This window comes from Neobacillus sp. NPDC093127 (genome assembly GCF_044754175.1).
Classification (GTDB): domain Bacteria; phylum Bacillota; class Bacilli; order Bacillales; family Cytobacillaceae; genus Neobacillus.
In genome coordinates this window covers 49,722-72,603 of the sequence record NZ_JBIVOP010000007.1, presented here as the reverse complement: position 1 = coordinate 72,603, position 22,882 = coordinate 49,722, and the positions used below count along the sequence as shown (strand labels likewise).

The window sequence follows — 22,882 nt, the reverse complement described above, 5'->3', positions numbered from 1 at the left end:
TTCTTATCATTCATTCCAGACTGATTATTTTCTTATTTCTCGAGATTTTCCAGTTGTATCTGAATCCGATTCCAATCGATATTTTCACCGATAAATACGAGATTTAAGGGCAAATTCATCTCTTCCTTGATGTATAGCGGCATTCCATATGAAAATTGAAATAAAAACGGATGTGGTGCGTAATCAAATTTCACATAACCCTTTATACGGTAGATGGTATCTGGCAGTTCTTTTAAGAATTCCTCAAACCGTGTATGATTAATTGCATTTTTAAATTGGTAGACAAAGGTGGATAAGTTTAAATCAATTCGCTGTGATGCCTTTTCAAAGGATACAGATAGACTTCTAAGCTGTTCAATCGACACTTCAGAATAATTCGTCAGCAAGCATTTTGCTGTTTGATTAATGGCCTGAATTTCATAGGAAATAGCCCCTTGTTCCATATCCTGCAAATCATTCATTTTGTTAATAATGATAAAGTCAGCATGTCTAACTTGCTCAAGGACAAGCTGCTGAAGCTGCGGACTTAATGATTTCCGGTCCTTCCATCTCGTGCCATCAACCGTTGTAATAATACCTTTAATATTCAATTGATCCGCAAACAACGGGGAAAGAATCGCGTCCAACACTTCAACTGGATGGGCAGCACCAGTCGTTTCAATATATATGACATCCGGCTTTTCTTCCATTAATAAGCCTTGAAGCTGGGCTTCAAGCTTATCCTGAATCGAGCAGCAAATGCAGCCGCCTAATAATTCTTTTAACGATACATCTTCTTCTACAGCATTCGAGTCAATCGATACTTTTCCTAATTCATTCATCAAGACTGCGACTTTTCTCGCTGTTTTACGTTCATCCTCTAGTAAGCGTTTTAAAAGGCTTGTTTTTCCACTGCCTAAAAACCCTGATAAAATATAAACTTCCGTTTTTTTCAACGTCATTGCCCTTCACTCTTCTTTCCGATCAGACATAAGAAATGAACCCGACTCATTCGAATCGGGTTCCATTTTGTTATTTCATTCTTCCTTTTAAAACCTCAATCGCTTTTAGCATTTGCGTGTCATTTGTTTTTATTTTTTCTCTTAAAAGATCCATCAGTTTCAAGGTTGATTCGCCTTTTAATACTCCATTTACAGGAAGCTTTTGCGCGGTTTGAAATTGAGTGACAGCTTCTTTCGTTTTCTCGTCGAAGAATCCATCCTCTCTGCCTGGGTCATAGCCAATCGCCTTCAACATCTTTTGCGCTGTCTCCACTTCCGCAGATGATGTCGACAAGGCAAGCTCCTTATCCGGATTAATAATCGGCAATGATGCATAGTCAGGGAGAGCAACTTCTGCATCAGGGTTAATTCCTTTTTTATGAATCCACGTTCCATCCGGCGTCAGCCATTTGGCAATGGTATATTTAATGTTGGAGCCGTCTTTGAAATCAGATGTCGTCTGCACAGTACCTTTTCCAAATGATTTCTCACCAACAAGCGGGATACCGGCAGATTCTTTCACGGCGGCGGCAAGAATTTCGGAAGCACTTGCACTGCCTTTATCAATCAATACCACTAATGGCAGGTCTGGATTGCCCGTATTCTTCGAAGGAATTTCGGTAATTTTGCCATTCCGATCTTCTTCTTTGACAATTATCTTTCCTTTAGGGACAAACATACTTGATATGTCAATCGCTTGGTTTAATAAGCCCCCAGGATTTTGCCGCAAGTCTAAGACTAGACCTTTCATTCCCTTTTTTTGTAAATCATTCAAGGTATCAACTAATTCTTTCGAAGTATTGGTTGAAAAGCTTGTAATTTGAACTTTTGCGATAGACTCATCCACCATTTCGCCATAAACAGTCTCAATTGGGATCTCATCGCGAATAATTGGCACCGTCATCGGAGCATCTATGCCCGGGCGTTGAATCGTTAATTCGACCTTCGTTCCCTTTTTCCCTCTGATTAAAGTAACCGCTTGAGTTGAATTCATTCCCTGCAGGCTCTTTCCATCAACTGAGGTAATCATATCATGAGGCTTTAAGCCGGCTTTTTCAGCAGGAGAGCCTTTTATCGGGGACACGATGACAATATGCCCGTCCTTTTCTTGAATCTCGGCACCAATTCCTTCAAACGAAGAAGAAATACTGCTATGAAAGCTTTTTGCTTCCTCATTACTCATATAATCGGAGTAGGGATCATCAAGCGAATCCACCATCCCGTTTATCGCACCATTTATGAGTTTTTTTTGATCCAAGTCCTTGTAATAACCATTTTTTAATGTATCAAAGGCTTCATAGAGTTTATTAAATTCTGTCCTTTGTGGAGCAACTGTTACGACCTTTTCTTTTCCAAACGCCAGGGCAAATGTCGTAATCCCCGCAGATAGAAAAACGATGAAAAATAACAGCATGATAAAGTGAAACTTTTTCAATCGAATATAACTGGATTTGCTCTCTGTTGCTTGCTCTTGTTCCATGTTTCCTTCTGCAGTCTTCTCTTGTTCAACATTCTTTTCTTCCAAAGCCTTCACCACTTTCATTAACCATAAAAGTAAACCCTTAGAGATTAGAATAACATCTTTTTTATAAAAAAACACAAGAAATGTTAATCAAATTAATAATAAACACACTAAGCCCTTTAAAAAAATAGAAAAACCCCTTCCTTTGTGGAAGAGGTGAGAAGTATTATTCCTTGATTGCTGCTTCTAGGGCAACTTCTATCATATCATTAAAGGTCAATTGTCTTTCTTCAGCAGTTGTTTCTTCACCTGTTAAGATGTGGTCACTGACAGTTAGAACCGAAAGAGCTCTGCGGTCAAATTTAGCGGCTAATGTATAAAGCGCTGTTGTTTCCATTTCGATCGCAAGGATTTGATATCTGGCCCATTTTTCAAGTTCAGCATTATCATTATAGAATGAATCTGCTGTGAAAATATTTCCTACTTTCAAATTAAGCCCTTTGGCCACACCTGCATCATAAGCCTTTCTAAGCAAATCAAAATTAGCAGTAGGTGCAAAGTCAACATGCCCGAACGTAAGACGATTCATATTTGAATCTGTTGAACTTGTCATTGCCAAGATCACATCACGAACTTTAACATCTTTTTGAATTGCGCCACACGTACCAACCCTGATTAGATTTTGCACTTGGTAGCTTTGGATTAATTCATTTACATAAATCGAAATGGACGGAACGCCCATTCCAGTTCCTTGAACTGAAATCCTTTTTCCTTTATAAGTTCCAGTAAAACCTAACATATTACGGACTTCGTTATAACACTTTGCATCTTCTAAAAACGTTTCAGCGATATATTTCGCTCGAAGCGGATCCCCTGGAAGCAAGACCGTTTCAGCAATTTCATTTTCTTTGGCACCAATATGTACGCTCATTAATAGACCTCCAATCAAATATAAGGACAGTATTAGTTATTCTGTACCATAGTCACTATAACATAATCGCTTTTAAAGCAAAACCTTGACATGATTTTTTGATTTTGTGGGAAGCTATTTGTTATAAGGAGGGAGTTAACGATGGGTAAAAAACACCGAAGCCGAATAAATTCTCCAAAGAAAAATAATCACATCCCTGCTGAGGCCATTGTCGCAGAACATGAAGCACACGCAAAAGAGCATAACGCAGCAGGAAGAAAAGAATAAATGGAAATAAACCTAAGGGTATTTCCTTAGGTTTATTGAATGTTCAGTTTAGAGCAGGATGATTCGATTAATGGGGGACCAGCCGCCAGGCTTTAATTGATAATAATACTGTCCGCCACGGGCTTCATCAATCAGGATGATATCGCCGGTTGCGAGAAATCTTCCTTTATAATTTGCCGGTATTCTGTCGGTTACGTTAAAGCGGCTGAAGGTTTCCTGCAAACACTGTTCACGGCTATTTGCTGAAATGTTGGTCCGATAAACCTCTTTGTAACCTTTATTTTCACGGTACTTTGGAGTTTGAAAGATCGTCACATCATACTGGATACTGGCTCTTTTTGTTAATACCTTGATCATCATTTACCTCCAATTATTAGAATTAATCGCTTATTCTAATAATTAGCCATTCACCTTGTCGAATCCTTCTTAGAATTTTCACTTTTTTTGTCGAATACCATCATTTTTAATTAAAAAGATGTTTTATGAGTGAAACAAACGAATAGTGCTCCCATCATCTATCGTAAAAGGAATCCTGAGTTAATAGATTCTTATTCATCTCCTACCTCTTCGTCAATAATGCTCTTTTCAATTAAATATTCAAACGTTATATCTGCGAGTTCTTCTAATTCTTCTTCACTAGGAACGTATCCCCTTTTTACAAGCTCATGAAAGAAAAATTCGGCAATCTCTTCTGTATCAATAAATACTTCAATTTCCTTCATTAGCATCGCCCCCTTTTTAGAGAATGTATGATGGATATAGCTTTTTCATGCCAAAAGGTACCGATTAGGCTGTATAGATGTTTTTTAGAAGCATTTATTTTATCAAGAGACCATGTCTATTTCCGCTTGGACAAGCATAGGATGATTGAAAAGAACACTATGAGGTGATAAGGATGTCATATTTTCAATTAAAGCTTGAGGCATGGATGGAAGATGTAAATCGAGAGGATGGTTTCACCCTCCGTCTCTTTGAAAAGATTACCGACACGATGTTTTTTCTGATTAAATGCGCCGGTATCCCATTTGTTTTGTATTTATTAATTGAGATATCTAGATGGTAACTATACATGACTTTTGCCATCATTGCTTCCTAGACTTTCTAATTTTCGGAGAATCACCCGCATGACTTGATAATATTCCTGATCCTGAAACATTTCATATAATATCCGGTAATCATTAAATATGTCCAATAAGTTGTCAATTAATTCCTTTTTCTCTTTCTTTCGTTCAATTTCTTCGAATTCCGCTTTTCTTACGATGTTTGGTGTTGTAGGTATATTTGCTGCCTTTTCCTGCTTATTCACTAAGTATAGGAGTCCCAGCTTTTGGATAAATGTATCAGCGTTCTCCGCATCTGCTACAAGTGTCAGTTCCTCTTCACCTGCTTCGAGCCATTCCCCATCACTAACCCTTGATAACTCATAAATGACATCTTCCCAAGCGTCTTCTTTGTAGCGCCAAATCTCTGTTCGAAAGCCTACGATTTTAAATAAATCAGCACCATACCCACTGACTTGAACTAAATCTCCGAAGAAAAACTTATATTCGATATCGATCTGTTCTTGCTCCAATACTGTGCCTTCATACTCCGAAAGTAATTGTAAGGCGGATTCAATGAACAGACCATCACTTTTATTTACTTCATACACGTACTTTCCGTCGAGCCATTTGACATCTGTTATCCTGCCGACAGTACCATATATAGTAATCACGACCGTATCACCGATCTTATAATTCGGTTTTTTCCTCTTTGTCATGTCCTCCCATCCCCTCAAAAAATAAGCCGTGAATTTTGATTACAATAGTATATGCACTGCCTGAAATAAAAGCGCATTACATTTATAAAATGAAAAAATCGCCTCGAATTAAGAGGCGACTCCTGCTGCCTATATTTTGTTTTCAGAACTGAGATAGAGCTGCCAGGCTTCGTCAAAGACAGTCATCGAATCTAAATAATGCCCATTGAGTTCTAGGTATGAACTAAGCTCATGGTAATCATCTGCCGATTTCGGAAAAGCAACATCCAAGAAAGCTGCATTTGCAAATAAACTTATCTCATCCTTTGGGGCTGGGTGTCTATAGTTCATTAAAAAGTGATAAAAAGATTTCCTCATCGTAAATCGCCCTTCTCAGCCAATTTCGTTTTTTCATAGGACTACTATAACGAATCATCCAGCTATCGTCCAGTACTTAATATACAAAAGGCAGCCTGATATTTCAGGCTGCTTCCATTATGATGAGAAGTCAAAATAATTCTTTTTCAGTAATCTTGGTATTTTCATTAGGTCTTCAAAGGAAATCACTTTTCCAATTTGCTTACAATCAATTAAATACAATTGATTTTCTATTTCTTTTATTATTGGTTCGCTCTGATAAATCATCTCACAGTCCCGGCAGCAATAGGTGGGAGTTGCGCTAATTTCAATTGCCCGCGAGCCATCTGGTAATTCCCAAAAAACGGAATCAGTAGTTTGCTTTACATTTATGCTGCTGCACCATTCACATTCAATTTCCACCAAGTCCACCCCTATTCCTTAATTGGCTCTGCTGAATTGACTGCATTTTTCGTTTCTTGGCTGCCCGTTTCTTTCTCTGTCAAGGCTCTAAATTTCTTTTCCTTTAATTCATCGCGTTTACCTCGTTTATCCTTTAAAGACATATGGTCAGGATCTTGATTGTAGTCCTTGCGGCGTTTTAGCCTTGTCAACCCTTCAGGTACAAGATTAAAATGTTGATCATTCATAATACCGGCAATACCGGCAAGCGACCGTTTATCTTCCATATCAGGATAAATTTCTTGAAAATAGCCTTCTGCTCTCCCAGGTTGATAATTTTCAGGTTCGGGATAAGAGGTAATCACCCCTTCAAAATTACGAAGAACAACCTTTTCCGGACTTTGCGAAATTAAATAGTTCGGCTGCAGGGCAATTTTTCCGCCGCCGCCAGGGGCATCAACTACGAAGGTCGGGACCGCATATCCAGACGTATGGCCGCGAAGCCCCTCAATAATTTCGAGACCCTTTGAAACTGGGGCCCGGAAATGGCCAATTCCTTCTGACAGGTCACATTGATAAATATAGTATGGGCGGACACGAATTTTCACCAAATCGTGCATCAGTCTTTTCATAATTGGCACACTGTCATTGATTCCTGCTAGGATAACAGACTGATTGCCAACCGGAACGCCAGCGTTAGCGAGCATTTCACATGCCCTTTTCGAATCCTCGGTAATCTCGATTGAAGTATTGAAATGGGTATTTAGCCAAATCGGATGATATTTTTTCAAAATGTTACAGAGGTTTTCCGTAATTCTTTGCGGGAACACCACTGGTGCCCGTGTGCCAATCCGGATAATTTCAACATGGTCAATTTCACGTAAATTTTTGAGGATATATTCCAAAATATTATCGTTGATTAACAGGCCATCACCCCCAGAAATTAATACATCGCGCACCTGTGGTGTCTGCCTTATATAGGAGATGGCGGCATCAAGCTGTTTCTTTGGCACCCCCATTCCAATTTGTCCGGAAAAGCGTCTTCTTGTACAATAACGGCAATACATCGAACACTGATTAGTTACTAGGAAAAGGACACGGTCAGGATAACGGTGCGTTAAGCCTGGTACCGGCGAATCCTCATCCTCATATAATGGATCTTCAAGGTCGTATTTCGTTTTATATATTTCCTTTGAAATCGGCACGGACTGCATTCTGATTGGACAGCGCGGATCGTCAGGATTCATTAACGAAGCATAATAGGGTGTGATATTTAAGGGAATTGTTTTCGTCGAAATCCTGACACCCTCTTCTTCATCTTCTGTCAAATGAATGACCTTTTTTAAATCGTCTAATGTCCGAATTGTATTCGTTAATTGCCAAAGCCAATCGTTCCACTGCTCTTCGGTAATATCTTTCCAAAGCTCGATATCTTGCCAATGCCTTTTTGGTTTATATAAAAATTGCTTCATTATCAATTCCCCCTTAGCCTGCTTTACTATATACTATGCAAGAAGCGTGCCAACTCCATGAAATGCTTTCGGAAGAGTATTTGATTGAAAATTCTCATTCTTCAGCCTTTAAGTATTGAAAAAACTGCCGAAAAATCGGCAGCTTAGATAGTCATTTTTTTCATTTTATATTGCAAGGTTTGTCTGGGGATCTCTAAAAGCTTCGCCGCTTGATTAACATTCCCATCGCATAAATCAAGGGCATTACTGATAAGGCTTTTTTCTAATGCTTCAATATTTTTTCTTAATGATAGACTTTCAGTTGGACGGCTATTACTATTGGGCTGATCGGGAAGATGCCTTAACATGAGGGGCATATCTTCAAACTTCAGGAACTTTTCCTCACATACGTTCATCATATATTCGATGGTGTGTTTTAATTCGCGCACATTCCCGGGCCAATGATAGCCGGTAAAGAAAAACTCCAGTCTCTTCTCCATGCCATGAATGTCTTTCGCCAATTTCCGATTAAATTCCTTAATAAAGTAATCGGTTAAGAACAAAATATCATCTTTACGATCCCGTAACGGAAGCAGCGAAAAGGTAAACACATTTAAGCGGTAAAAAAGGTCGGAGCGGAGCACCTGATTTTGGAGGGCAATGCTTGGATGCACATTCATCGCCGCAATGACGCGTACATCGACCGATATGTTTTGCGAACCGCCAACCCTTCTAACCATCCCATCCTCTAAAACTCTTAATAGCTTTGCCTGCAGTTCAATCGGCATTGTATGTAGTTCATCAAGGAAAAGGGTTCCGCCATCAGCAAGTTCAAATAACCCTTTCCGATCAACAGCTCCTGTATAGCTGCCTTTTGCCGTGCCAAAAAGAATACTTTCTAACAACGATTCAGGTATTGCCGCACAATTTTGTGCAATAAACGCACCACTCGAGCGGTGTGATTCGTGATGAATTCCTTGAACGAATAATTCTTTTCCCGTTCCCGATTCGCCGTAAACGAGAATTGGGGAATCTGATTTTGCGAGTTTCCTAGCCTCGTCCTTCATGCTAATAAAGGCGGGATTAACAGAGATTAAATCACCGAAGGTATAATTCACTTGCTTTAATACCTTTTTCCGACTGCCTTTATTTAACCCCTTTTGTAAATCTAATAGACTTTCGGCAAGCAGCTTCATCCTTGAGTAGTCCTTTGCTATTTCAACAGCACCGATAATTTCTTCTCCGAGCAGGATAGGCAAAGTTGTATTGATCGTATCAATTCTCGTCCCATGGATATTTAAGTACACTTGTGTCTGATTGAAAATAGGCTTCCCCGTTTTAATTACCTTTAACAAGGTACTTGACTCTTTTGTCAGCGAGGGAAATGCGTCAATTAAGTACTTTCCCTGCACTTCCTTCACATCCATGCCATCATGCTTCGCCGCGACTTCATTATAAAAAATCGTCTTTCCCTCTGTATTGACAACATGAATCCCTTCATCAATACTTTTTAGAATTGCGCTAAGAACTTCTTGCGTCAATGCAGTTAATTGAACCATTTATATCACCTGCCCTTCTGAACGAGTTGCAAAGGTGCCGAAAAGCTGTCACCACTTAGCCCGAATTTTAGCAGTTTGCCAGATTTTTAACCCACATATTCATATTTTCAAGCTTGTCATAAATATAGCAATTATTCATTAACCTTCCACGGTACGAATATCCGAGCTGATATAACACGGCATTCATGCCAAAGGATAACGACCTGGCAATCGAATAAGCACAAAAGATTCCTTGGTCTTTTAACTCAGCTTCCAGTGCTTGAAGAATAATCTTCATTAGGCCGTATTTTCTATGTTCAGTTAATGTTGCGCAATCTGTTAATTCAGCGTTCTTATAAAAAGCATTTATTTCTGCAGAAGCAGCACTGACAATTTTTCCTTGATAGAAAAAGACATAATAGACCGTTCCCTCCTGCATCGTCTTTTTTACATATTCCGGATGATGCAATGGGGTTGGATAGATTTGAAATACTTGCCGGTACAGCTCCGCAAGCTCCTCCGCACAGCTTTCGTCAGCCTTCCTTAGTTCATATTCCTTTGGCGGATACGCTTTTTGGATGGATGTATCTAATTGATAAATACTGCGGATCATTCCATCCTCCGTTATCCAATGATCATTTCGCTTGCGCTCTTGTGTGTAAAACTTTGAATAAAAATGGGCATCCGAACCAAGGAAATAGCGATCGACAACCGCCTCAGGCTGAAGGCCATATTCAAAAAACGGCAGACAATCTTCGCTGCGGCCTTTGATAATTAACTTTTCAGCCTGTTGTTGTTCAACAAGCTCTTCGGCTTTTTCTAACAGTAATTTTGTATTTCCACGATAATTATCGACACGGATACGTTTATTAAAAGGATCTAGATAAACCTCGAGGAAATAACTGCTTTCCTCGAGGTAAATGGTAGATGCCGTTTGGTTCATCCATTTCACCCCTTTATCTAAAAAACTCGACGTAGACTTTGCTTACTTATCATCCTCTAAAACTTCGTGAACTTCACACCAGCGCAGTAATGTTAGGGCAATGATCTCACTTGCAGCAAACATATCTTCAAGGTCAATATGCTCATTGGCATCGTGGGCTGTTTCTGTTATCCCTGGTCCGAAGACGACCACTGGAGTATTGCCGACAGCAGATAATATCCCTCCATCTGTTCCCCACGGACTTGCTTCAATGACAGGGCTGACACCCTGGACTTCAATGAAACTACTTGTAAGTGCATTCATCAATGGATGATCACTTTCAAGATTACCCGGCAGCCATCTCCCGCCAAACCACTCAATTTGCAGCGGATTTTCGCAGAACCATTCATCCTGTTGATTCCATTCCTTTAGAGCAGTTTCCATTTCCTTTTGTGCCGCTTCGATCGTTTCTTCCGGTGATACACCCATTCTCCCCTCGATAATAGCGGTGTCAGGCACCGAAGATGGCCATTCGCCACTTGCTATTTTTCCAATATTTATTGGTATCGGAATGGGAATTTTATCAAAGAGAGGGTCTGTAATCCTGGCATTTCGCTCTTTCTCTAATTGTTGTAATCCTTGAATGACAACAACTGATTTCTCAATTGCACTTACCCCTTCGTATCTCGTTCCGCCATGTGCTGCCCTGCCTTTTACGGTTATTCGGAACCACATCGATCCCTGCTGTTTCGGGAAGATTTTCATATTGGTCGGCTCTGGAATAATCGCCCCATCAGCTTGATACCCGCGCAGTACGGCAGCAAGTGTACCGGCTCCGCCGCTTTCTTCCTCAATCACACTTTGAAAGATGACATCTCCCTTAAGCCTAATTCCATTAGCAATTAATGCTTCGATGGCCATTAACAGAGATACGTTCCCGCCCTTCATGTCTGTTGCACCCCTGCCGTATAGCTTTCCACATTCAATCATCCCGCTAAACGGGTCATGCCTCCAGCTAGACTCGTCGCCGACCGGTACAACATCGATATGTCCGTTTAGAATAACCGATTTGCCGCCGCCTGTTCCTTTTAATACGGCAACTAAGTTAGGGTTTCCGTCGAAGCTTTTGCGGTCACAGAAATAGGCAGGGTGGTCTTTTAATTCATCACCGTCAAGTTCCCAGATATCCAGTGTTAAGCCAAGCTGACGGCATTTTTCAATGACAATAGCCTGCGTGCTGCTTTCCTTCCCCCTTGTGCTATTTTCCTGGACAAGTACTTGTAATAGCCTTGCCCCTCTAGCTCGATTCTCCTTTAACCACTGCTTAATGCGGATTTCATGTTTCTTCAAATGATTCACTCCTCATCGCCAGTTTTATGCTTAGTACGGGATGCTGCGAACATTTTGACTTATTTTAAATTCACACCCAGTTTTATTGACAACATCCTTCATGTTGTAGGGAGCAAACAATTCTGTTAAAAGAAGGCCTTCCCCGGTTACCTGAAAAACAGCCAAATCTGTCACGATAAGATTGACACATGATGATGAGGTTAATGGCAGTGAGCAGGAGGTAACTATTTTTGGGTTTCCATGTTTGTCACAATGATTCATGACCACAATCACTTTTTTCGCTTTTTGAGCGAGTTCCATCGCTCCGCCCATGCCTGGAACCTTTTTCCCGGGCACAATCCAGTTGGCAAGGTCGCCATTCTGACTAACCTGAAGTGAACCCAGAATGGTAATATCGACTCTCCCTTTGCGAATCATCCCGAAAGCAATCGAACTGTCACAATAGGAACCGCCGCTATTGAGCGTGACAGGAAATCCGCCTGCATTGCATAAGTTTTCATCTTCTTCTCCTTTTGCTGGACTCGGTCCCATTCCGGTAATGCCGTTTTCGGCGTGAAACATTACCATTGTCTCCGCCGATAAATGATTGGGAACAAGAGAAGGGATGCCAATCCCAAGGTTGACAACCATTCCACTTTGAATTTCCTCAGCAGCCCTTTTGGCCATTTGGCTGCGGCTGTCTACTCCCATGCCCATTTCCAGTTCACCCCCTTCGATGGAATCAGATAATCAACAAACACACCCGGGGTAATGATTTCTTCCGGATTAAGACTTCCGAGTGGAACAATTTCTTCAACCTCTGCAATCGTTATTGCCCCTGCCATCGCAACAAGTGGATTTGTATTACGTGCACTTTTATCATAGATTAAATTTCCATACTCATCGGCCTTTTTTGCATAAACAATCGCCACCTCTGCCGTTAAGGCGGTTTCAATCAAATAGTCTTTCCCATCAAGCTGGATGCGGGGTTTATCCTTGGATACCAGTTCGTTATCTATACCGATATCAGATAAAACAGCGGCTAACCCCACACCACCGGCCCGGATTCTTTCGGCTAAAATACCTTGCGGCGAAAATTCTACCTCAAGCTTTCCGTCATGCATCAGCTGACCGGCAATTGGGTTTGAACCAATATGCGAGGCAATTACTTTAACTGCTCTTTCCCGGCTGACTAATTTACCAATACCGATTTCAGGAAAACCGGTATCATTTCCAATCAAGGTCAGTTCGCGAACACCTTTTTCAAGTATTCCATCGATGAGTGCGGGCGGCGACCCGACCCCGCCAAATCCGCCAAACATCAAGGTCATCCCTTCATGAAATAATTCTAAGACACGCTCCAAGGTTGTGATTTTTCCAAACGGATTCTCCATCTAATTGTCACCAGCCATTTTTAAGTTTATTTGGTTTGAAAAGGCTTCAAATGTTTCCCCTAATAATGATACAAGTTCTTCCATTTCCTTCATGTTGATTGTTAAGGGAGGAGAAATAATAATCGAGTCACCATTCACACCATCAATTCCGGCTCCCGCAGGATAGACGATGAGGCCTTTTTCTTTTGCTAGCGATACCATCCGTTGTGTGACCAAGGCTTTTCTTGGGAATGGTGTTTTCGTAAAACGGTCCTCGACGAATTCGATCCCAAGTAACAACCCTTTGCCGCGGACATCGCCGACAAATGGATATTGACCCTTTAAATTTTCAAGCTCGTTTCTTAAGTACACTCCCTTATTTTCTACTTCTTTCATAATCTCGTTTTTTTCTAAGTATTCAAGAACAGCCAGCGACACGGCACATGATTGCGGGTTGGCACTTAATGTATGGCCGCTCATTACTGACTTTGATCCAGCCAAAATTGGCTCCATGACCTTTTCACTGGCGACAGCTGCCGCAATTGGTGCATAGCCTGCCCCCAGCCCTTTCCCTAAGGCAACAATATCAGGAGTGATGTCCCAATGTTCACAAGCTAGCATCGTTCCCGTCCTGCCAGAGCCTGTCATCACTTCATCAGCAATAAACAGGATGTCATGAGCATCGCAAATCTCTTTGATTGTTTTAAAATAATCCTTCGGCGGTGCAATGGCTCCGCCTGCTGCCCCGATAACCGGTTCAGCGATGAAGGCAGCAATTTTTTCCGCCCCAATTCGCTCAATCGCTTGCTTCAACTCTCTGGCACATAAATAATTGCACGCAGGTGCCGTGAGATTATAGGGGCAGCGGTAGCAATATGGCGGATTGATTACCGGAAAATCCTCTAACAGCGGAACAAACCTCGCCCTTCTGCCCGTATGTCCCGACATTGAAAGCGCTCCCAATGTAATCCCATGATAACTTACCCATCTTGATAATACCTTCGTTTTCGTATGAATCCCCTTTTCCTGCCAATATTGAATCGCCATTTTCATCGCTGTCTCCGTTGCTTCCGATCCGCTGTTCACAAAAAAGCTCCAATTTAGCTCTCCCGGTAATAAGGCAGCGATTTTTTCGGCCAGCTTTTCAGCCGCACCACTTGTAAATTGCGAACGATAGACAAACGAGACCTTTTTTGCCTGTTCCTGCATGGCTTCAATAATTTCGGCAACTCCATGACCAATATTAGCGGTAACAGCACCTGAAGCAGCATCTAAATATTTCTTGCCTTCCATATCAAATAAATAGACCCCTTTACCGTAATCAATAACAGGGTAGTCTTCATCAAGCATTGGTTTTATTAAAAAGGACTTTTCCACAAATGACACCACTTTTCTCAAGGTCTTATAGAAATTGTATGATTCGTTTTTTTGTTTCTTTCATCATATTTATTGAGGTTATCTGTCATAATTAAGCAGGAAGAAGCATGGGGATTTAACCTTTCTTTTACTTTTTATGTTGGTTATTATAGAATACTGATAGATTACTTAAGGAATGAAGCCTATGAATCCAATAAAACAAATCCAAAAAAAGTCCAAAGAGATATCAACGATACAATTAATTGTTATCTTTTACCTATCTGCTTTAATAGTTTCTACACTATTATTAAAAATCCCTTTCGCTCTTCGGCCAAATGTGCATTTAAGTTTTATTGATGCGCTGTTTACAGCTGCCAGTGCTGTCAGCGTAACCGGCTTGAGTGTGGTATCGCTTAAAGATACATTTAATAACCTGGGAATTTTTCTTATTTGCTTAATACTCCAATTAGGCGGATTAGGGGTTATGTCTTTAAGTACATTCCTTTGGGTCATGTTAGGGAAAAAGGTAGGATTAAAAGAGCGGCAGCTGATCATGATTGACCAAAACCAATCGAACCTCTCCGGATTGGTTCAGCTTGCTAAACGAATCTTCATTACGATTATTTCTTTTGAAATTATTGGCGGAATTATTTTAGGAATTCGATTTCTGTCATATTACGACAGCCCGTTTACAGCTTTTAAACATGGATTTTTTGCTTCCATTAGTGCGATAACGAACGCAGGTTTTGATATTACCGGGGAGTCACTTATTCCGTTTAGCAGCGACTACTTTGTTCAAACCATTGTAATTTTATTAATCGTCATTGGGGCAATTGGTTTTCCCGTGATTGTCGAAATCATGGAATTCATTTTATCGTTTAAACGTAAAAAGAAGTTCCATTTCAGCTTATTTACAAAATTAACGACGATTACCTTTGTCATTCTTACCGCAATTGGAGCACTATTTCTGTTTTTATTAGAAAGCCGCAAATTTTTCGTCAATAAACCGTGGCATGAATCTTTTTATTTCTCATTATTCCATTCCGTTACAACCAAAAGTGCTGGTTTAGCGACGGTTGATCTAAATGAGTTTACTCCCAGCAGCCAGATGTTTATGTCGATATTAATGTTCATAGGCGGATCACCAAGCAGTGCCAGCGGAGGTATTCGGACAACCACGTTTGCAATCGTCTTTTTAGCGATTGTCTTTTATGCTCAAGGAAAAAGTTCGGTAAAGGTATTTAGAAGAGAACTGCAAAGCGAAGATATTTTAAAATCATTTATTGTTATCACCACTGGAGCATTTCTCTGTTTAGTTTCGATTTTAATTTTATCGATTACCGAACATGGACCAGTAATGGAGGTAATCGTTGAGGTTTCATCTGCCTTTGGCACCAATGGCTTATCGCTCGGTTTGACCCCGAAATTATCAACATTTGGTAAATTCATGATTATCATGCTAATGTTTGTCGGAAGGCTTGGGATTGTAACTTGTTTGCTCATGCTTCGAGGAAAAGGCAGCAAAGAAAAATTCCATTATCCAAAGGAAAAAGTAATCATTGGTTGATACAAAGAAAAAGGCTGACCTTAGGACGAATCCTAAAGTCAGCCTTTGTTTTTTTATATTATCAGAATTTATATCATTGAACTTTGAGAATTGTCCAGCTCCAGCGCCCTAGCGGCTAGTGTCCTTCGCTCTCCGCCCTACGATAAGTCAACATCGAATCGCTCCGCTCTTCGTGTTTCCTTTATCTCAGTTGGAGCGCTCCAGGCCATACGCCGCTGACCAGGGCGCTTGCGCTTTTCTTATTAATAAACCCAGCTTGCTCCAATGATAATTAAGAGGATAAACAAGACAACAATTAACGCAAATCCTCCAAATCCAAATCCTGCGCCACCATAGCCGTATCCTCCTACGGGATAACCGCCGCCGCCGCAGCATCCATCAAAACCACCATATCCACCATATCCACCATATCCATACATTAGCCTTCACTCCTCACAAAAAATTGTGTCTTTTCATTCCTACATTATGAAGTAGATACTTGACCTGTATGTGCATTCGCCTATTTACAGCAAGACAATGATAATTTTGAGGGTGATTCGCCTGATTTTCGTTTTGAAGAAATTATTTCCCTTCAAACAGTTTTGTAAACTCCGGATACCCTTCCTCTTCTAAGTTTTCTTTCGCGATAAACCGTAAGGCAGCAGAATTGATACAATAGCGCAAACCCGTTGGTTCAGGTCCATCATTAAACACATGACCTAAATGGGAATCTGCCGATTTACTTCTTACTTCTGTGCGAATCATAAAGTGGCTCGTATCGGTTTTTTCAAGCACTTCTTCCGTTTGAATAGGTTTAGTAAAGCTTGGCCAGCCACAGCCGGCATCAAATTTATCCAGTGAGCTAAACAACGGTTTTCCGGAAATAATGTCAACATAAATTCCTTCTCTAGTTTCATTCCAGTACTCATTTCGAAACGGCGGCTCCGTTCCGTTATTTTGCGTTACTTCATATTGGATTGGCGTTAATTCCTTTTTCAAATCTTTATTTTGCATTTTCTTCCCCCCAGTGCCTCTCAATAAAGCCCGCACGACCTGACCCGACGTGATAGGACTCATAATGGGCTTTATTTTTCTTATAGTAGCCCTGATGATATTCTTCTGCAGGATAAAAGGTTTGAGCCGGAAGAATCGGTGTAACTATCGGCTTATTAAACCGCCCGCTTTCCTGTAATGCTTGTTTTGATTCTTCCGCAAGCCTTTTTTGCGTTTCATCATGGTAAAATATGGCCGTTCGATATGATTGACCACGATCATAAAATTGTCCCCCAGGGTCAGTTGGATCAATCTGCTGCCAAAATAGTTCCAACAGTTTTTCATAAGGAAATAGTGCTGGATCAAAATTTATTTGTACAGCTTCATAATGCCCGGTTGTATCTGAGCAAACCTGCTGGTATGTCGGGTTTTCAACCGTGCCCCCTGTATAGCCGGAAATAACACTGTTAATGCCTGGCTGTTCATCGAACGGTTTCACCATACACCAAAAACAGCCGCCGGCAAACGTTGCTAGTTGATGATTCTTTTCCACGATCCCACCCCTTTTCATCTTATCTAAGAGTATATCGAAAGTTTCTGCAAAAATAAAATTTCCTGTCCTAAACCGTAAAAAGCCGAGACAGCTTCTAAGCTGGCTCGGCATCATCATTATCGGCTTTTCCGTTGTTTTATTTGTTTGTTAATGGTCTTGAATTGTTTTTTCACTTCAGCTTTGGCACGTTTATTGGCTTTCCTTTCGATAAACGCCAGCTCCTTTTGCAGCTTCGTGTAACTGGTAAGCCTTTCAGCTGCAAGCTGCCCGTCATTAATGGCATTCACCACAGCGCAGCCTGGCTCATCCGTATGCTGACAATCGCGGAATCGGCAATTTTCCGCTAACACTTCTATCTCAGAAAAGGTTTCCGCTAATCCATCAGCACTTTCCCAAAGCTGCAATTCCCGCATCCCCGGTGTATCAATCAAGACGCAGCCGTTCGGCAGGAGAATCAGCTCTCGATGGGTGGTTGTGTGTCTTCCCTTATCATCTGCCCCACGAATCTCTTGGACTAATTGCTTCTCTGCCCCTAATAATCTGTTCGTTAAGGTTGATTTCCCGACACCAGAGGAACCGAGCAATGCGATTGTTTTTCCCGGCTGTAAAAAAGGTTCAAGCGCTTCCAGACCGGTATGCGTTTCTGCGCTAATTGGAATGATGGGAACTCCGCCAAATGCAATGGCCTCCACTGCCGCTATTTTCTCTTCAATATTTTGACAAAGATCTGCTTTACTTAAGACAATAACAGGGTTGGCTCCGCTTTCCCATGTCAGTAATAAATAGCGCTCGATTCTTCGTAAATTTAAGTCTTCGTTTAAGGAGTTAACAAGAAATACTGTATCCACGTTCGCCGCAACAATTTGCTCTTCGGCCGTCACCCCGGCTGATTTTCTTGAAAACTTACTTTTTCGCGGTAATACGGAAATAATCGTACCCTTTCCTTCCTCAACGCGAGGCTTAATGGCGACCCAATCACCAACAGCCGGGAAGTCCTCCCGTGATTTTGCCTGAAAACCGAACTTCCCCGATACTTCAGATAATAATTCTCCAAGCTCCGTCCATACACGATACATCCGTTTATGCTCAAGGGCCACCCGGCCAAGGATTAAATCCTCATCTCTGTTGATTTGAGCAAATTCTTTTGTTTCTATGTCAGTTAAACCAATTGAAAATAAATTCATTCTTATTCCTCCAGCGAAATTATTTAAAAAAATAAAAAACCATAGGCACACACAGCCCATGGTTTTATTCGCATACGGGAATAAGGGTAATTAATTCTCCCCAAAAGAGAATTTATGGGCTGTGCAAACAATATTCAAATAATGGATTTTCTTCCTAGTTTCAATTAACATTGCACGTCACCCACTTTCAGACTTATTTGTAATCATTATATGTGTAATTTATCCATTTGTAAATCATAAATGAATATTTTTCTAATTCGTGTAAGGAAAATAGACACCCACCTAATAAAACATGAATAACTTATGATGTAAACGATTTGATAGGAGTTGCTCGTATGTCTGAAAAAAGAAACCATTCGGATTATCTTCAAAAGGCAGCCATGTATGATTTATTAGCACAATTCTATAAATATTCCAACCCAGGCCTACACACGCATTTCTATTTAAAACACTATAAAAATATGAATAAAGCGATGAATATGATGCGTGCTTATTCTCAAACCTACCAAGAGGAAGCAAAGGTTCGTTTCCTTCATACCTCACATGATTCCCCCAATGTCGATATATATATCAATGGGAAACGGATGTTAAGAGACCTGCCATTCAAAAATGTTAGTACGGATCTTCAATTAAGAGCTGGTAAATACCATATCGATATTTACCCGGCCGGAAACATGGTGGATAGTGTTTTAAATAAAAAAATTACTGTGGAGCCGGGTAGATCCTATACACTGGCAACCATTGACCATGTCAAAAAGATGCGCCTTTTGATGTTTCAAAATCTCCCTCAGGTGCCAGCGAATGAAGCAAAGGTTCGTTTCATCCACCTATCACCAGACACTCAGCCTTTTGATATCGCAGTAAAGGACAGGGACATCGTTTTTCCAAACCTTTCCTATAAGCAAGCAACAGAATATTTAGCTTTAACACCGATGACCGTAGACCTCGAAGTAAGGGAATCGGGTACCAGGACCGTAATCCTGCCCATCCCTCAGCTTCATTTCAAGGCCAATGAAAGCTGCACTATCGTATTTTTAGGCTTAACGAAAGAAAAACCAGAATTTCAATTTATCAGCATAAAAGATTAATTTACGATGAGAGTTTCCTTCAGTAAAAGAAAAAATAGGTGCCTCCACGAAGTCGAGGCACCTATTTAACAGGTACTAATAAGGTAAACGATATGTCATCTTTTTTCAGATCAAATTTGTTCGCTTTAATTTTAATATCACTCTTCAGCTTTAATTGCTGCATGTTTACATAGATAAGTTTTTCATTTGGTTTAATATGCACTCCTTTTGGGAGCTTATAATTTTCACTAATTATATTTAGAACGTATGAAATCGGCAGGTTTAAACTGCCAATCGACATTGTTTTTTGCTTTAGGACCAAGTCGCCATTTTTTAAGGCCTCTGGTTCAAATGTTAATTTCATATTTAATTGTTCACTAAAAAACGGCAAGGTTCCGTATAATTCCACTTCGTCCCCCAATAATACCCGATACGCAATCGGAGAATCGGCAGCTTCTTGTTTGAGATAATGATTAATAAGCTTGTTTAAATCAGCTTTATTTGACTTTACATGAAATGTTACATGGTCGCCCACTGGAGCCTTCCATTTGCTGATTTCTTTATCTGCAGATGGATACATAATCAATGATATGATAATAATAGCGGATAAAAGGTTGATTCCTATCAAGACAAGAAATCCTATTTTCCATTTATTTTTCATAAAAACTAATTCTCCTCTGTCGTCACCAGGTATGCTTTCTTCGCTAAATCTGGGATTACCCGTGCTTCCATGGTCTCGTTCAATCTCTCAGCCATCAGTTGATATCCTTTGTCATTCGGATGGAAATTATCAGTAAACAAAAGATTTTCTTCTGTATTTAAAAACAAATCTTCAATCGGTACAAAATAGGCATTTGGATAATTAGCAACAACGGATTGACCGGCTTGGTTCCAATCGGCAACAATCTCATCCATTTCTTTAACATCAGAAAACCATTTGGAAAACGGATTGTACAGTCCGACTAATACAATAGAAGCGTGTGAGTTTTCCTGAACAATTGCTTCGAAAATTTGTGTTAAATGTTGTCGGTAGGCTCCTTTTTCTTTTGTAAAAACAGGAAGCTGCAGATTAGTGAAATTGTCCTTTACCACCTTCATGATGTCATTTCCGCCAATCGTAATAATGACCATATCCGCTTTCTGTAAGGAAGCCTTCATTTCGGGTGTCTTTAACCTTTTTAAGAGCTGTGTTGTCCGATTTCCGGTTACCCCATAATTATAAAAATCCACCTGCTGGATGCCTTTTTCTTTTTCAAGCATTGTTTTTAAATAGGGCAAGTAACCGCCTTGATTCGTACTATCACCGACACCTTGAGTTAAGGAGTCCCCAACAGACAGCACGGTGAAATTCCGCGGTACGAAATCAGCAGGAATCGGTTTAAAAACCTGAACGGCTGCCTTCTTCTCCTGATGTAATGCCAATTGATCTGACTGACTGCAGGATGATAAGAATAATGTCGAGAGAATTAGAAGAGTGAAAAGCCTTTTCATTTTTTATTCACCTGCCTTCTAAACTAATATTATTATAACACGACACCAATCATTCAAAACAAAAATGTACTATATCATATTCCCGGCAAAAAAAATAGACCCTTTTATTGGTCTATTGTAATGCTTTAATATCATTCATTATTTCATCAAAAGGGACATTTTGGAAGCCGTTATATGTTTTTTTAATATTCCCATCCTTGTCGACTAAATAAAGATAGATTTGATGAATGACTTGATTGCCCTCTTCAGGTTTTTTGACAATCGTTTTGAAGTTTTTCCCTGCAAATTCTTCAATGAACTCTTGTGAATAGCCTGTTAAGAAAGTCCAATTCTTGAAATCAGCCCCAAATTGCTTGCCATATTGGGTCAATACTTCAGGCGAATCGACAGTCGGGTCGACACTAAAGGAAACAAATTCTACATCCTTTAAGCCTTCCGCTTTCACTTTTTTTTGTATCTTTGCCATATTAGACGTCATCGGCGGGCAAACATCTGCACAGCTTGTAAAGATAAAAGCTGTAATCGATACTTTCCCCTTTAAATCTTTTAATCCATACGGCTTGTTATCTTGAGTGGTCGCAGAAAAATCCTTAATCGGCCAAGTAACCTCATTTTCGATTTTCTTTTGCCCACATGCCGCTAAAAATAATGCGGTCATCATTAGCAGCAATACGGAAAAACGTACTTTCATAATAAATCACCCACAACCTTCTTCTAATCCATTCAGTGAATAGTTTAACAAAGTTTATAGAAAGAAGAAAGTATTCAAGCTTTAATCAATGACACCCGTTTTCGAGATTGTATTTGTTTCCTAGACTTACTGCTTCTATTCAAAATAATACATTAACGCAAGTGCACCAGGACCGGTGTGGGTACTGACTGTCGGTCCAGTATAATCAATTTCTATCTCCTTGTAGCCCGTCAATTCGGAAATGCTATCTTTTATTTTCACTGCAAGTTCATAGGCTTCGGCATGGGCAATTCCGACACCGCGAATGGTTTTCCCTTTTACATCTTCGGCAAACTGCTTGGCCAAGAATTTAACAACCTGCGAATGACTGCGCACCTTGGTAACTGGTGTATATTCTGCGTCTTCAAGGGAAGCAATCGGTTTGATATTTAAAAGCGAGCCGATAAAGGCCTTACCTTTACCGATACGCCCGCCCTTTACAAGGTTCTCTAACGTGTCAACCATTATATATAATTTTGTAGACTTGCGGATTGTCTCGATATGGTCTAGAATTTCCGCCATGCTCTTCCCTTGTTTTGCAAGCACAGCAGCTTCCCTCACCTGAAAGGAAAGGGCTTTCGAAATAAACTTTGAATCAACCACCGTTACGTTGGTTTCGGTCATTTGCGCTGCACTTTCAGCTGTGCGCACCGTACCGCTCATTTTGCCTGTCATATGGATGGATAGGACTTCGTAGCCCTCTTTCCCAAGGCGGTCATAGACTTCAAGAAAGGCGCCGGTGGATGGCTGTGAGCTTTTTGGAAGTTCTTTAGCACGGCTCATATTTTCAATAAATTCAGCCGGTTCTAAATCTACCCGGTCTAAATAGGTCTCTCCATTTATCGTGATCGCTAAAGGCACAACAATAATACCCAGCTTTTCAGCAGCTTCTTTTGATATATCCAATGTTGAATCGGTGACAATTTTTATTTTGCTCATACATTCACATCCCTAGGAATACTGCTTAGTATTATACAGGTTTAACCTACTGAATGAAACACAATCTATTCGGTTCTTCTTAAAATCAAGTAAATTATTAACCGAAAAGGGCATTACACACCTCGGTCTAATATAGGAATTCTATCCAAATAAACAAACTCACATAATAAAGGCGGTGTGAGCAGAGCTGAGCTTCACGAATTCAAAGTAAAAAATATATAATTTACACTTATTTTGAATATACAAATTTGTTTTTGCGGCGCTCCGCCCCTT

Annotated in this window: 27 protein-coding genes; 4 read left to right on the top strand and 23 right to left on the bottom strand. The window is 40.4% G+C overall.

Translation table 11 applies throughout. The annotated features are described in order from the left end of the window. Nucleotides 1–32 precede the first annotated feature (32 nt). From ACIQCO_RS11730 to deoD, 3 genes are all read right to left on the bottom strand, one after another. Nucleotides 33–935 (bottom strand): CobW family GTP-binding protein, encoded by a 903-nt coding sequence (locus tag ACIQCO_RS11730; protein ID WP_400428897.1) that lies wholly within the window; start codon nt 933–935, stop codon nt 33–35. A gap of 76 nt (nt 936–1,011) precedes the next feature. Further along, entirely contained in the window at nt 1,012–2,460 is a 1,449-nt protein-coding gene (locus tag ACIQCO_RS11725; RefSeq protein WP_483874152.1) for a lmo1851 family serine protease, read from the bottom strand. A 208-nt stretch (nt 2,461–2,668) separates the two neighbouring features. After that, on the bottom strand, nt 2,669–3,373 hold the full coding sequence (gene deoD / locus ACIQCO_RS11720; protein WP_400428647.1) for a purine-nucleoside phosphorylase: 705 nt from the start codon (nt 3,371–3,373) through the stop codon (nt 2,669–2,671). A 141-nt stretch (nt 3,374–3,514) separates the two neighbouring features. On the opposite strand from deoD, the gene ACIQCO_RS11715 reads away from it, so the two are divergent. Then, a complete protein-coding gene (locus tag ACIQCO_RS11715; protein ID WP_268874923.1) occupies nt 3,515–3,640 on the top strand; it encodes a hypothetical protein in 126 nt (41 codons plus the stop codon). 48 nt (nt 3,641–3,688) lie between these two features. On the opposite strand, the gene ACIQCO_RS11710 is transcribed toward ACIQCO_RS11715, so the two are convergent. Together ACIQCO_RS11710 and ACIQCO_RS11705 are read right to left on the bottom strand one after the other, a co-directional pair. Then, nucleotides 3,689–4,000, bottom strand: a complete 312-nt coding sequence (locus ACIQCO_RS11710; RefSeq protein WP_400428644.1) for a YodL domain-containing protein — start codon at nt 3,998–4,000, stop codon at nt 3,689–3,691. Nucleotides 4,001–4,188: 188 nt separating this feature from the next. Beyond that, a complete protein-coding gene (locus ACIQCO_RS11705) occupies nt 4,189–4,362 on the bottom strand; it encodes a YozD family protein (RefSeq protein ID WP_400428643.1) in 174 nt (57 codons plus the stop codon). A 173-nt stretch (nt 4,363–4,535) separates the two neighbouring features. On the opposite strand from ACIQCO_RS11705, the gene ACIQCO_RS11700 reads away from it, so the two are divergent. Beyond that, entirely contained in the window at nt 4,536–4,703 is a 168-nt protein-coding gene (locus ACIQCO_RS11700; protein WP_400428641.1) for a hypothetical protein, read from the top strand. Here ACIQCO_RS11700 and ACIQCO_RS11695 read toward each other — a convergent pair whose 3' ends face one another. From ACIQCO_RS11695 to ACIQCO_RS11650, 10 genes are all read right to left on the bottom strand, one after another. Further along, on the bottom strand, nt 4,704–5,399 hold the full coding sequence (locus ACIQCO_RS11695; protein ID WP_400428639.1) for a hypothetical protein: 696 nt from the start codon (nt 5,397–5,399) through the stop codon (nt 4,704–4,706). Nucleotides 5,400–5,528: 129 nt separating this feature from the next. Continuing rightward, on the bottom strand, nt 5,529–5,756 hold the full coding sequence (locus tag ACIQCO_RS11690) for a YozE family protein (RefSeq protein WP_400428637.1): 228 nt from the start codon (nt 5,754–5,756) through the stop codon (nt 5,529–5,531). 117 nt (nt 5,757–5,873) lie between these two features. Then, nucleotides 5,874–6,158 (bottom strand): YokU family protein, encoded by a 285-nt coding sequence (locus ACIQCO_RS11685; RefSeq protein WP_400428635.1) that lies wholly within the window; start codon nt 6,156–6,158, stop codon nt 5,874–5,876. Nucleotides 6,159–6,169: 11 nt separating this feature from the next. Continuing rightward, nucleotides 6,170–7,609: a lysine 2,3-aminomutase gene (kamA, locus tag ACIQCO_RS11680; RefSeq protein WP_400428634.1), complete on the bottom strand. Its 1,440-nt coding sequence runs from the start codon at nt 7,607–7,609 to the stop codon at nt 6,170–6,172. Between the two features lie 143 nt (nt 7,610–7,752). After that, nucleotides 7,753–9,147 (bottom strand): sigma-54 interaction domain-containing protein, encoded by a 1,395-nt coding sequence (locus ACIQCO_RS11675; RefSeq protein WP_400428632.1) that lies wholly within the window; start codon nt 9,145–9,147, stop codon nt 7,753–7,755. Nucleotides 9,148–9,214: 67 nt separating this feature from the next. Beyond that, nucleotides 9,215–10,069, bottom strand: coding sequence for a putative beta-lysine N-acetyltransferase (gene ablB / locus ACIQCO_RS11670; RefSeq protein WP_400428630.1), 855 nt, complete (start codon nt 10,067–10,069; stop codon nt 9,215–9,217). Between the two features lie 42 nt (nt 10,070–10,111). Further along, nucleotides 10,112–11,398 carry a peptidase gene (locus tag ACIQCO_RS11665; protein ID WP_400428628.1) on the bottom strand — a complete coding sequence of 429 codons (1,287 nt, stop codon included), beginning with the start codon at nt 11,396–11,398 and terminating at the stop codon, nt 10,112–10,114. Nucleotides 11,399–11,428: 30 nt separating this feature from the next. Then, entirely contained in the window at nt 11,429–12,094 is a 666-nt protein-coding gene (locus ACIQCO_RS11660; RefSeq protein WP_400428626.1) for a 3-oxoacid CoA-transferase subunit B, read from the bottom strand. After that, a complete protein-coding gene (locus ACIQCO_RS11655) occupies nt 12,079–12,771 on the bottom strand; it encodes a CoA transferase subunit A (protein ID WP_400428625.1) in 693 nt (230 codons plus the stop codon). The genes ACIQCO_RS11660 and ACIQCO_RS11655 overlap by 16 nt, the downstream gene beginning before the upstream one ends. Further along, complete coding sequence (locus tag ACIQCO_RS11650) at nt 12,772–14,127, bottom strand: aspartate aminotransferase family protein (protein WP_400428624.1); 1,356 nt, start codon at nt 14,125–14,127, stop codon at nt 12,772–12,774. It lies immediately after the preceding gene. A gap of 193 nt (nt 14,128–14,320) precedes the next feature. Between ACIQCO_RS11650 and ACIQCO_RS11645 the strand changes: the two genes are divergently transcribed. Next, on the top strand, nt 14,321–15,673 hold the full coding sequence (locus tag ACIQCO_RS11645) for a TrkH family potassium uptake protein (RefSeq protein WP_400428896.1): 1,353 nt from the start codon (nt 14,321–14,323) through the stop codon (nt 15,671–15,673). A gap of 242 nt (nt 15,674–15,915) precedes the next feature. Here the strand turns inward: ACIQCO_RS11645 and ACIQCO_RS11640 are convergent, their stop codons facing one another. From ACIQCO_RS11640 to rsgA, 4 genes are all read right to left on the bottom strand, one after another. After that, nucleotides 15,916–16,092, bottom strand: coding sequence for a YjcZ family sporulation protein (locus ACIQCO_RS11640; protein WP_400428622.1), 177 nt, complete (start codon nt 16,090–16,092; stop codon nt 15,916–15,918). 142 nt (nt 16,093–16,234) lie between these two features. Beyond that, nucleotides 16,235–16,666 (bottom strand): peptide-methionine (R)-S-oxide reductase MsrB, encoded by a 432-nt coding sequence (gene msrB, locus ACIQCO_RS11635; protein ID WP_400428620.1) that lies wholly within the window; start codon nt 16,664–16,666, stop codon nt 16,235–16,237. Continuing rightward, nucleotides 16,656–17,198 carry a peptide-methionine (S)-S-oxide reductase MsrA gene (gene msrA / locus ACIQCO_RS11630; RefSeq protein ID WP_400428618.1) on the bottom strand — a complete coding sequence of 181 codons (543 nt, stop codon included), beginning with the start codon at nt 17,196–17,198 and terminating at the stop codon, nt 16,656–16,658. The genes msrB and msrA overlap by 11 nt, the downstream gene beginning before the upstream one ends. 116 nt (nt 17,199–17,314) lie before the next feature. Continuing rightward, nucleotides 17,315–18,382, bottom strand: a complete 1,068-nt coding sequence (gene rsgA, locus ACIQCO_RS11625; RefSeq protein WP_400428616.1) for a ribosome small subunit-dependent GTPase A — start codon at nt 18,380–18,382, stop codon at nt 17,315–17,317. A gap of 335 nt (nt 18,383–18,717) precedes the next feature. Between rsgA and ACIQCO_RS11620 the strand changes: the two genes are divergently transcribed. Further along, entirely contained in the window at nt 18,718–19,470 is a 753-nt protein-coding gene (locus ACIQCO_RS11620; RefSeq protein WP_400428615.1) for a DUF4397 domain-containing protein, read from the top strand. Nucleotides 19,471–19,531: 61 nt separating this feature from the next. Here ACIQCO_RS11620 and ACIQCO_RS11615 read toward each other — a convergent pair whose 3' ends face one another. The 4 genes from ACIQCO_RS11615 to ACIQCO_RS11600 all read right to left on the bottom strand — a co-directional run bounded on the left by ACIQCO_RS11615 (nt 19,532) and on the right by ACIQCO_RS11600 (nt 22,609). Further along, a complete protein-coding gene (locus ACIQCO_RS11615; protein ID WP_400428613.1) occupies nt 19,532–20,110 on the bottom strand; it encodes a YpmS family protein in 579 nt (192 codons plus the stop codon). A 5-nt stretch (nt 20,111–20,115) separates the two neighbouring features. After that, entirely contained in the window at nt 20,116–20,940 is an 825-nt protein-coding gene (locus ACIQCO_RS11610; protein WP_400428612.1) for an SGNH/GDSL hydrolase family protein, read from the bottom strand. A gap of 112 nt (nt 20,941–21,052) precedes the next feature. After that, nucleotides 21,053–21,631: an SCO family protein gene (locus ACIQCO_RS11605; protein ID WP_400428611.1), complete on the bottom strand. Its 579-nt coding sequence runs from the start codon at nt 21,629–21,631 to the stop codon at nt 21,053–21,055. Between the two features lie 135 nt (nt 21,632–21,766). After that, on the bottom strand, nt 21,767–22,609 hold the full coding sequence (locus ACIQCO_RS11600) for a DegV family protein (RefSeq protein WP_400428609.1): 843 nt from the start codon (nt 22,607–22,609) through the stop codon (nt 21,767–21,769). Nucleotides 22,610–22,882 lie beyond the last annotated feature (273 nt).

Excerpts from the sequence above, each read along its gene's own strand:
- ACIQCO_RS11620 (WP_400428615.1), top strand. The coding sequence starts at position 18,718 with ATGTCTGAAAAAAGAAACCATTCGGATTATCTTCAAAAGGCAGCCATG.
- ablB (WP_400428630.1), bottom strand. The coding sequence starts at position 10,069 with ATGAACCAAACGGCATCTACCATTTACCTCGAGGAAAGCAGTTATTTC.
- kamA (WP_400428634.1), bottom strand. The coding sequence starts at position 7,609 with ATGAAGCAATTTTTATATAAACCAAAAAGGCATTGGCAAGATATCGAG.
- ACIQCO_RS11655 (WP_400428625.1), bottom strand. The coding sequence starts at position 12,771 with ATGGAGAATCCGTTTGGAAAAATCACAACCTTGGAGCGTGTCTTAGAA.
- ACIQCO_RS11695 (WP_400428639.1), bottom strand. The coding sequence starts at position 5,399 with ATGACAAAGAGGAAAAAACCGAATTATAAGATCGGTGATACGGTCGTG.
- ACIQCO_RS11600 (WP_400428609.1), bottom strand. The coding sequence starts at position 22,609 with ATGAGCAAAATAAAAATTGTCACCGATTCAACATTGGATATATCAAAA.
- ACIQCO_RS11705 (WP_400428643.1), bottom strand. The coding sequence starts at position 4,362 with ATGAAGGAAATTGAAGTATTTATTGATACAGAAGAGATTGCCGAATTT.
- ACIQCO_RS11725 (WP_483874152.1), bottom strand. The coding sequence starts at position 2,460 with ATGGAACAAGAGCAAGCAACAGAGAGCAAATCCAGTTATATTCGATTG.
- ACIQCO_RS11710 (WP_400428644.1), bottom strand. The coding sequence starts at position 4,000 with ATGATGATCAAGGTATTAACAAAAAGAGCCAGTATCCAGTATGATGTG.
- ACIQCO_RS11660 (WP_400428626.1), bottom strand. The coding sequence starts at position 12,094 with ATGGGCATGGGAGTAGACAGCCGCAGCCAAATGGCCAAAAGGGCTGCT.
- ACIQCO_RS11610 (WP_400428612.1), bottom strand. The coding sequence starts at position 20,940 with ATGAAAAGGCTTTTCACTCTTCTAATTCTCTCGACATTATTCTTATCA.
- ACIQCO_RS11715 (WP_268874923.1), top strand. The coding sequence starts at position 3,515 with ATGGGTAAAAAACACCGAAGCCGAATAAATTCTCCAAAGAAAAATAAT.
- ACIQCO_RS11690 (WP_400428637.1), bottom strand. The coding sequence starts at position 5,756 with ATGAGGAAATCTTTTTATCACTTTTTAATGAACTATAGACACCCAGCC.
- ACIQCO_RS11615 (WP_400428613.1), bottom strand. The coding sequence starts at position 20,110 with ATGAAAAATAAATGGAAAATAGGATTTCTTGTCTTGATAGGAATCAAC.
- rsgA (WP_400428616.1), bottom strand. The coding sequence starts at position 18,382 with ATGAATTTATTTTCAATTGGTTTAACTGACATAGAAACAAAAGAATTT.
- ACIQCO_RS11640 (WP_400428622.1), bottom strand. The coding sequence starts at position 16,092 with ATGTATGGATATGGTGGATATGGTGGATATGGTGGTTTTGATGGATGC.
- deoD (WP_400428647.1), bottom strand. The coding sequence starts at position 3,373 with ATGAGCGTACATATTGGTGCCAAAGAAAATGAAATTGCTGAAACGGTC.
- msrB (WP_400428620.1), bottom strand. The coding sequence starts at position 16,666 with ATGCAAAATAAAGATTTGAAAAAGGAATTAACGCCAATCCAATATGAA.
- ACIQCO_RS11700 (WP_400428641.1), top strand. The coding sequence starts at position 4,536 with ATGTCATATTTTCAATTAAAGCTTGAGGCATGGATGGAAGATGTAAAT.
- ACIQCO_RS11605 (WP_400428611.1), bottom strand. The coding sequence starts at position 21,631 with ATGAAAGTACGTTTTTCCGTATTGCTGCTAATGATGACCGCATTATTT.
- ACIQCO_RS11675 (WP_400428632.1), bottom strand. The coding sequence starts at position 9,147 with ATGGTTCAATTAACTGCATTGACGCAAGAAGTTCTTAGCGCAATTCTA.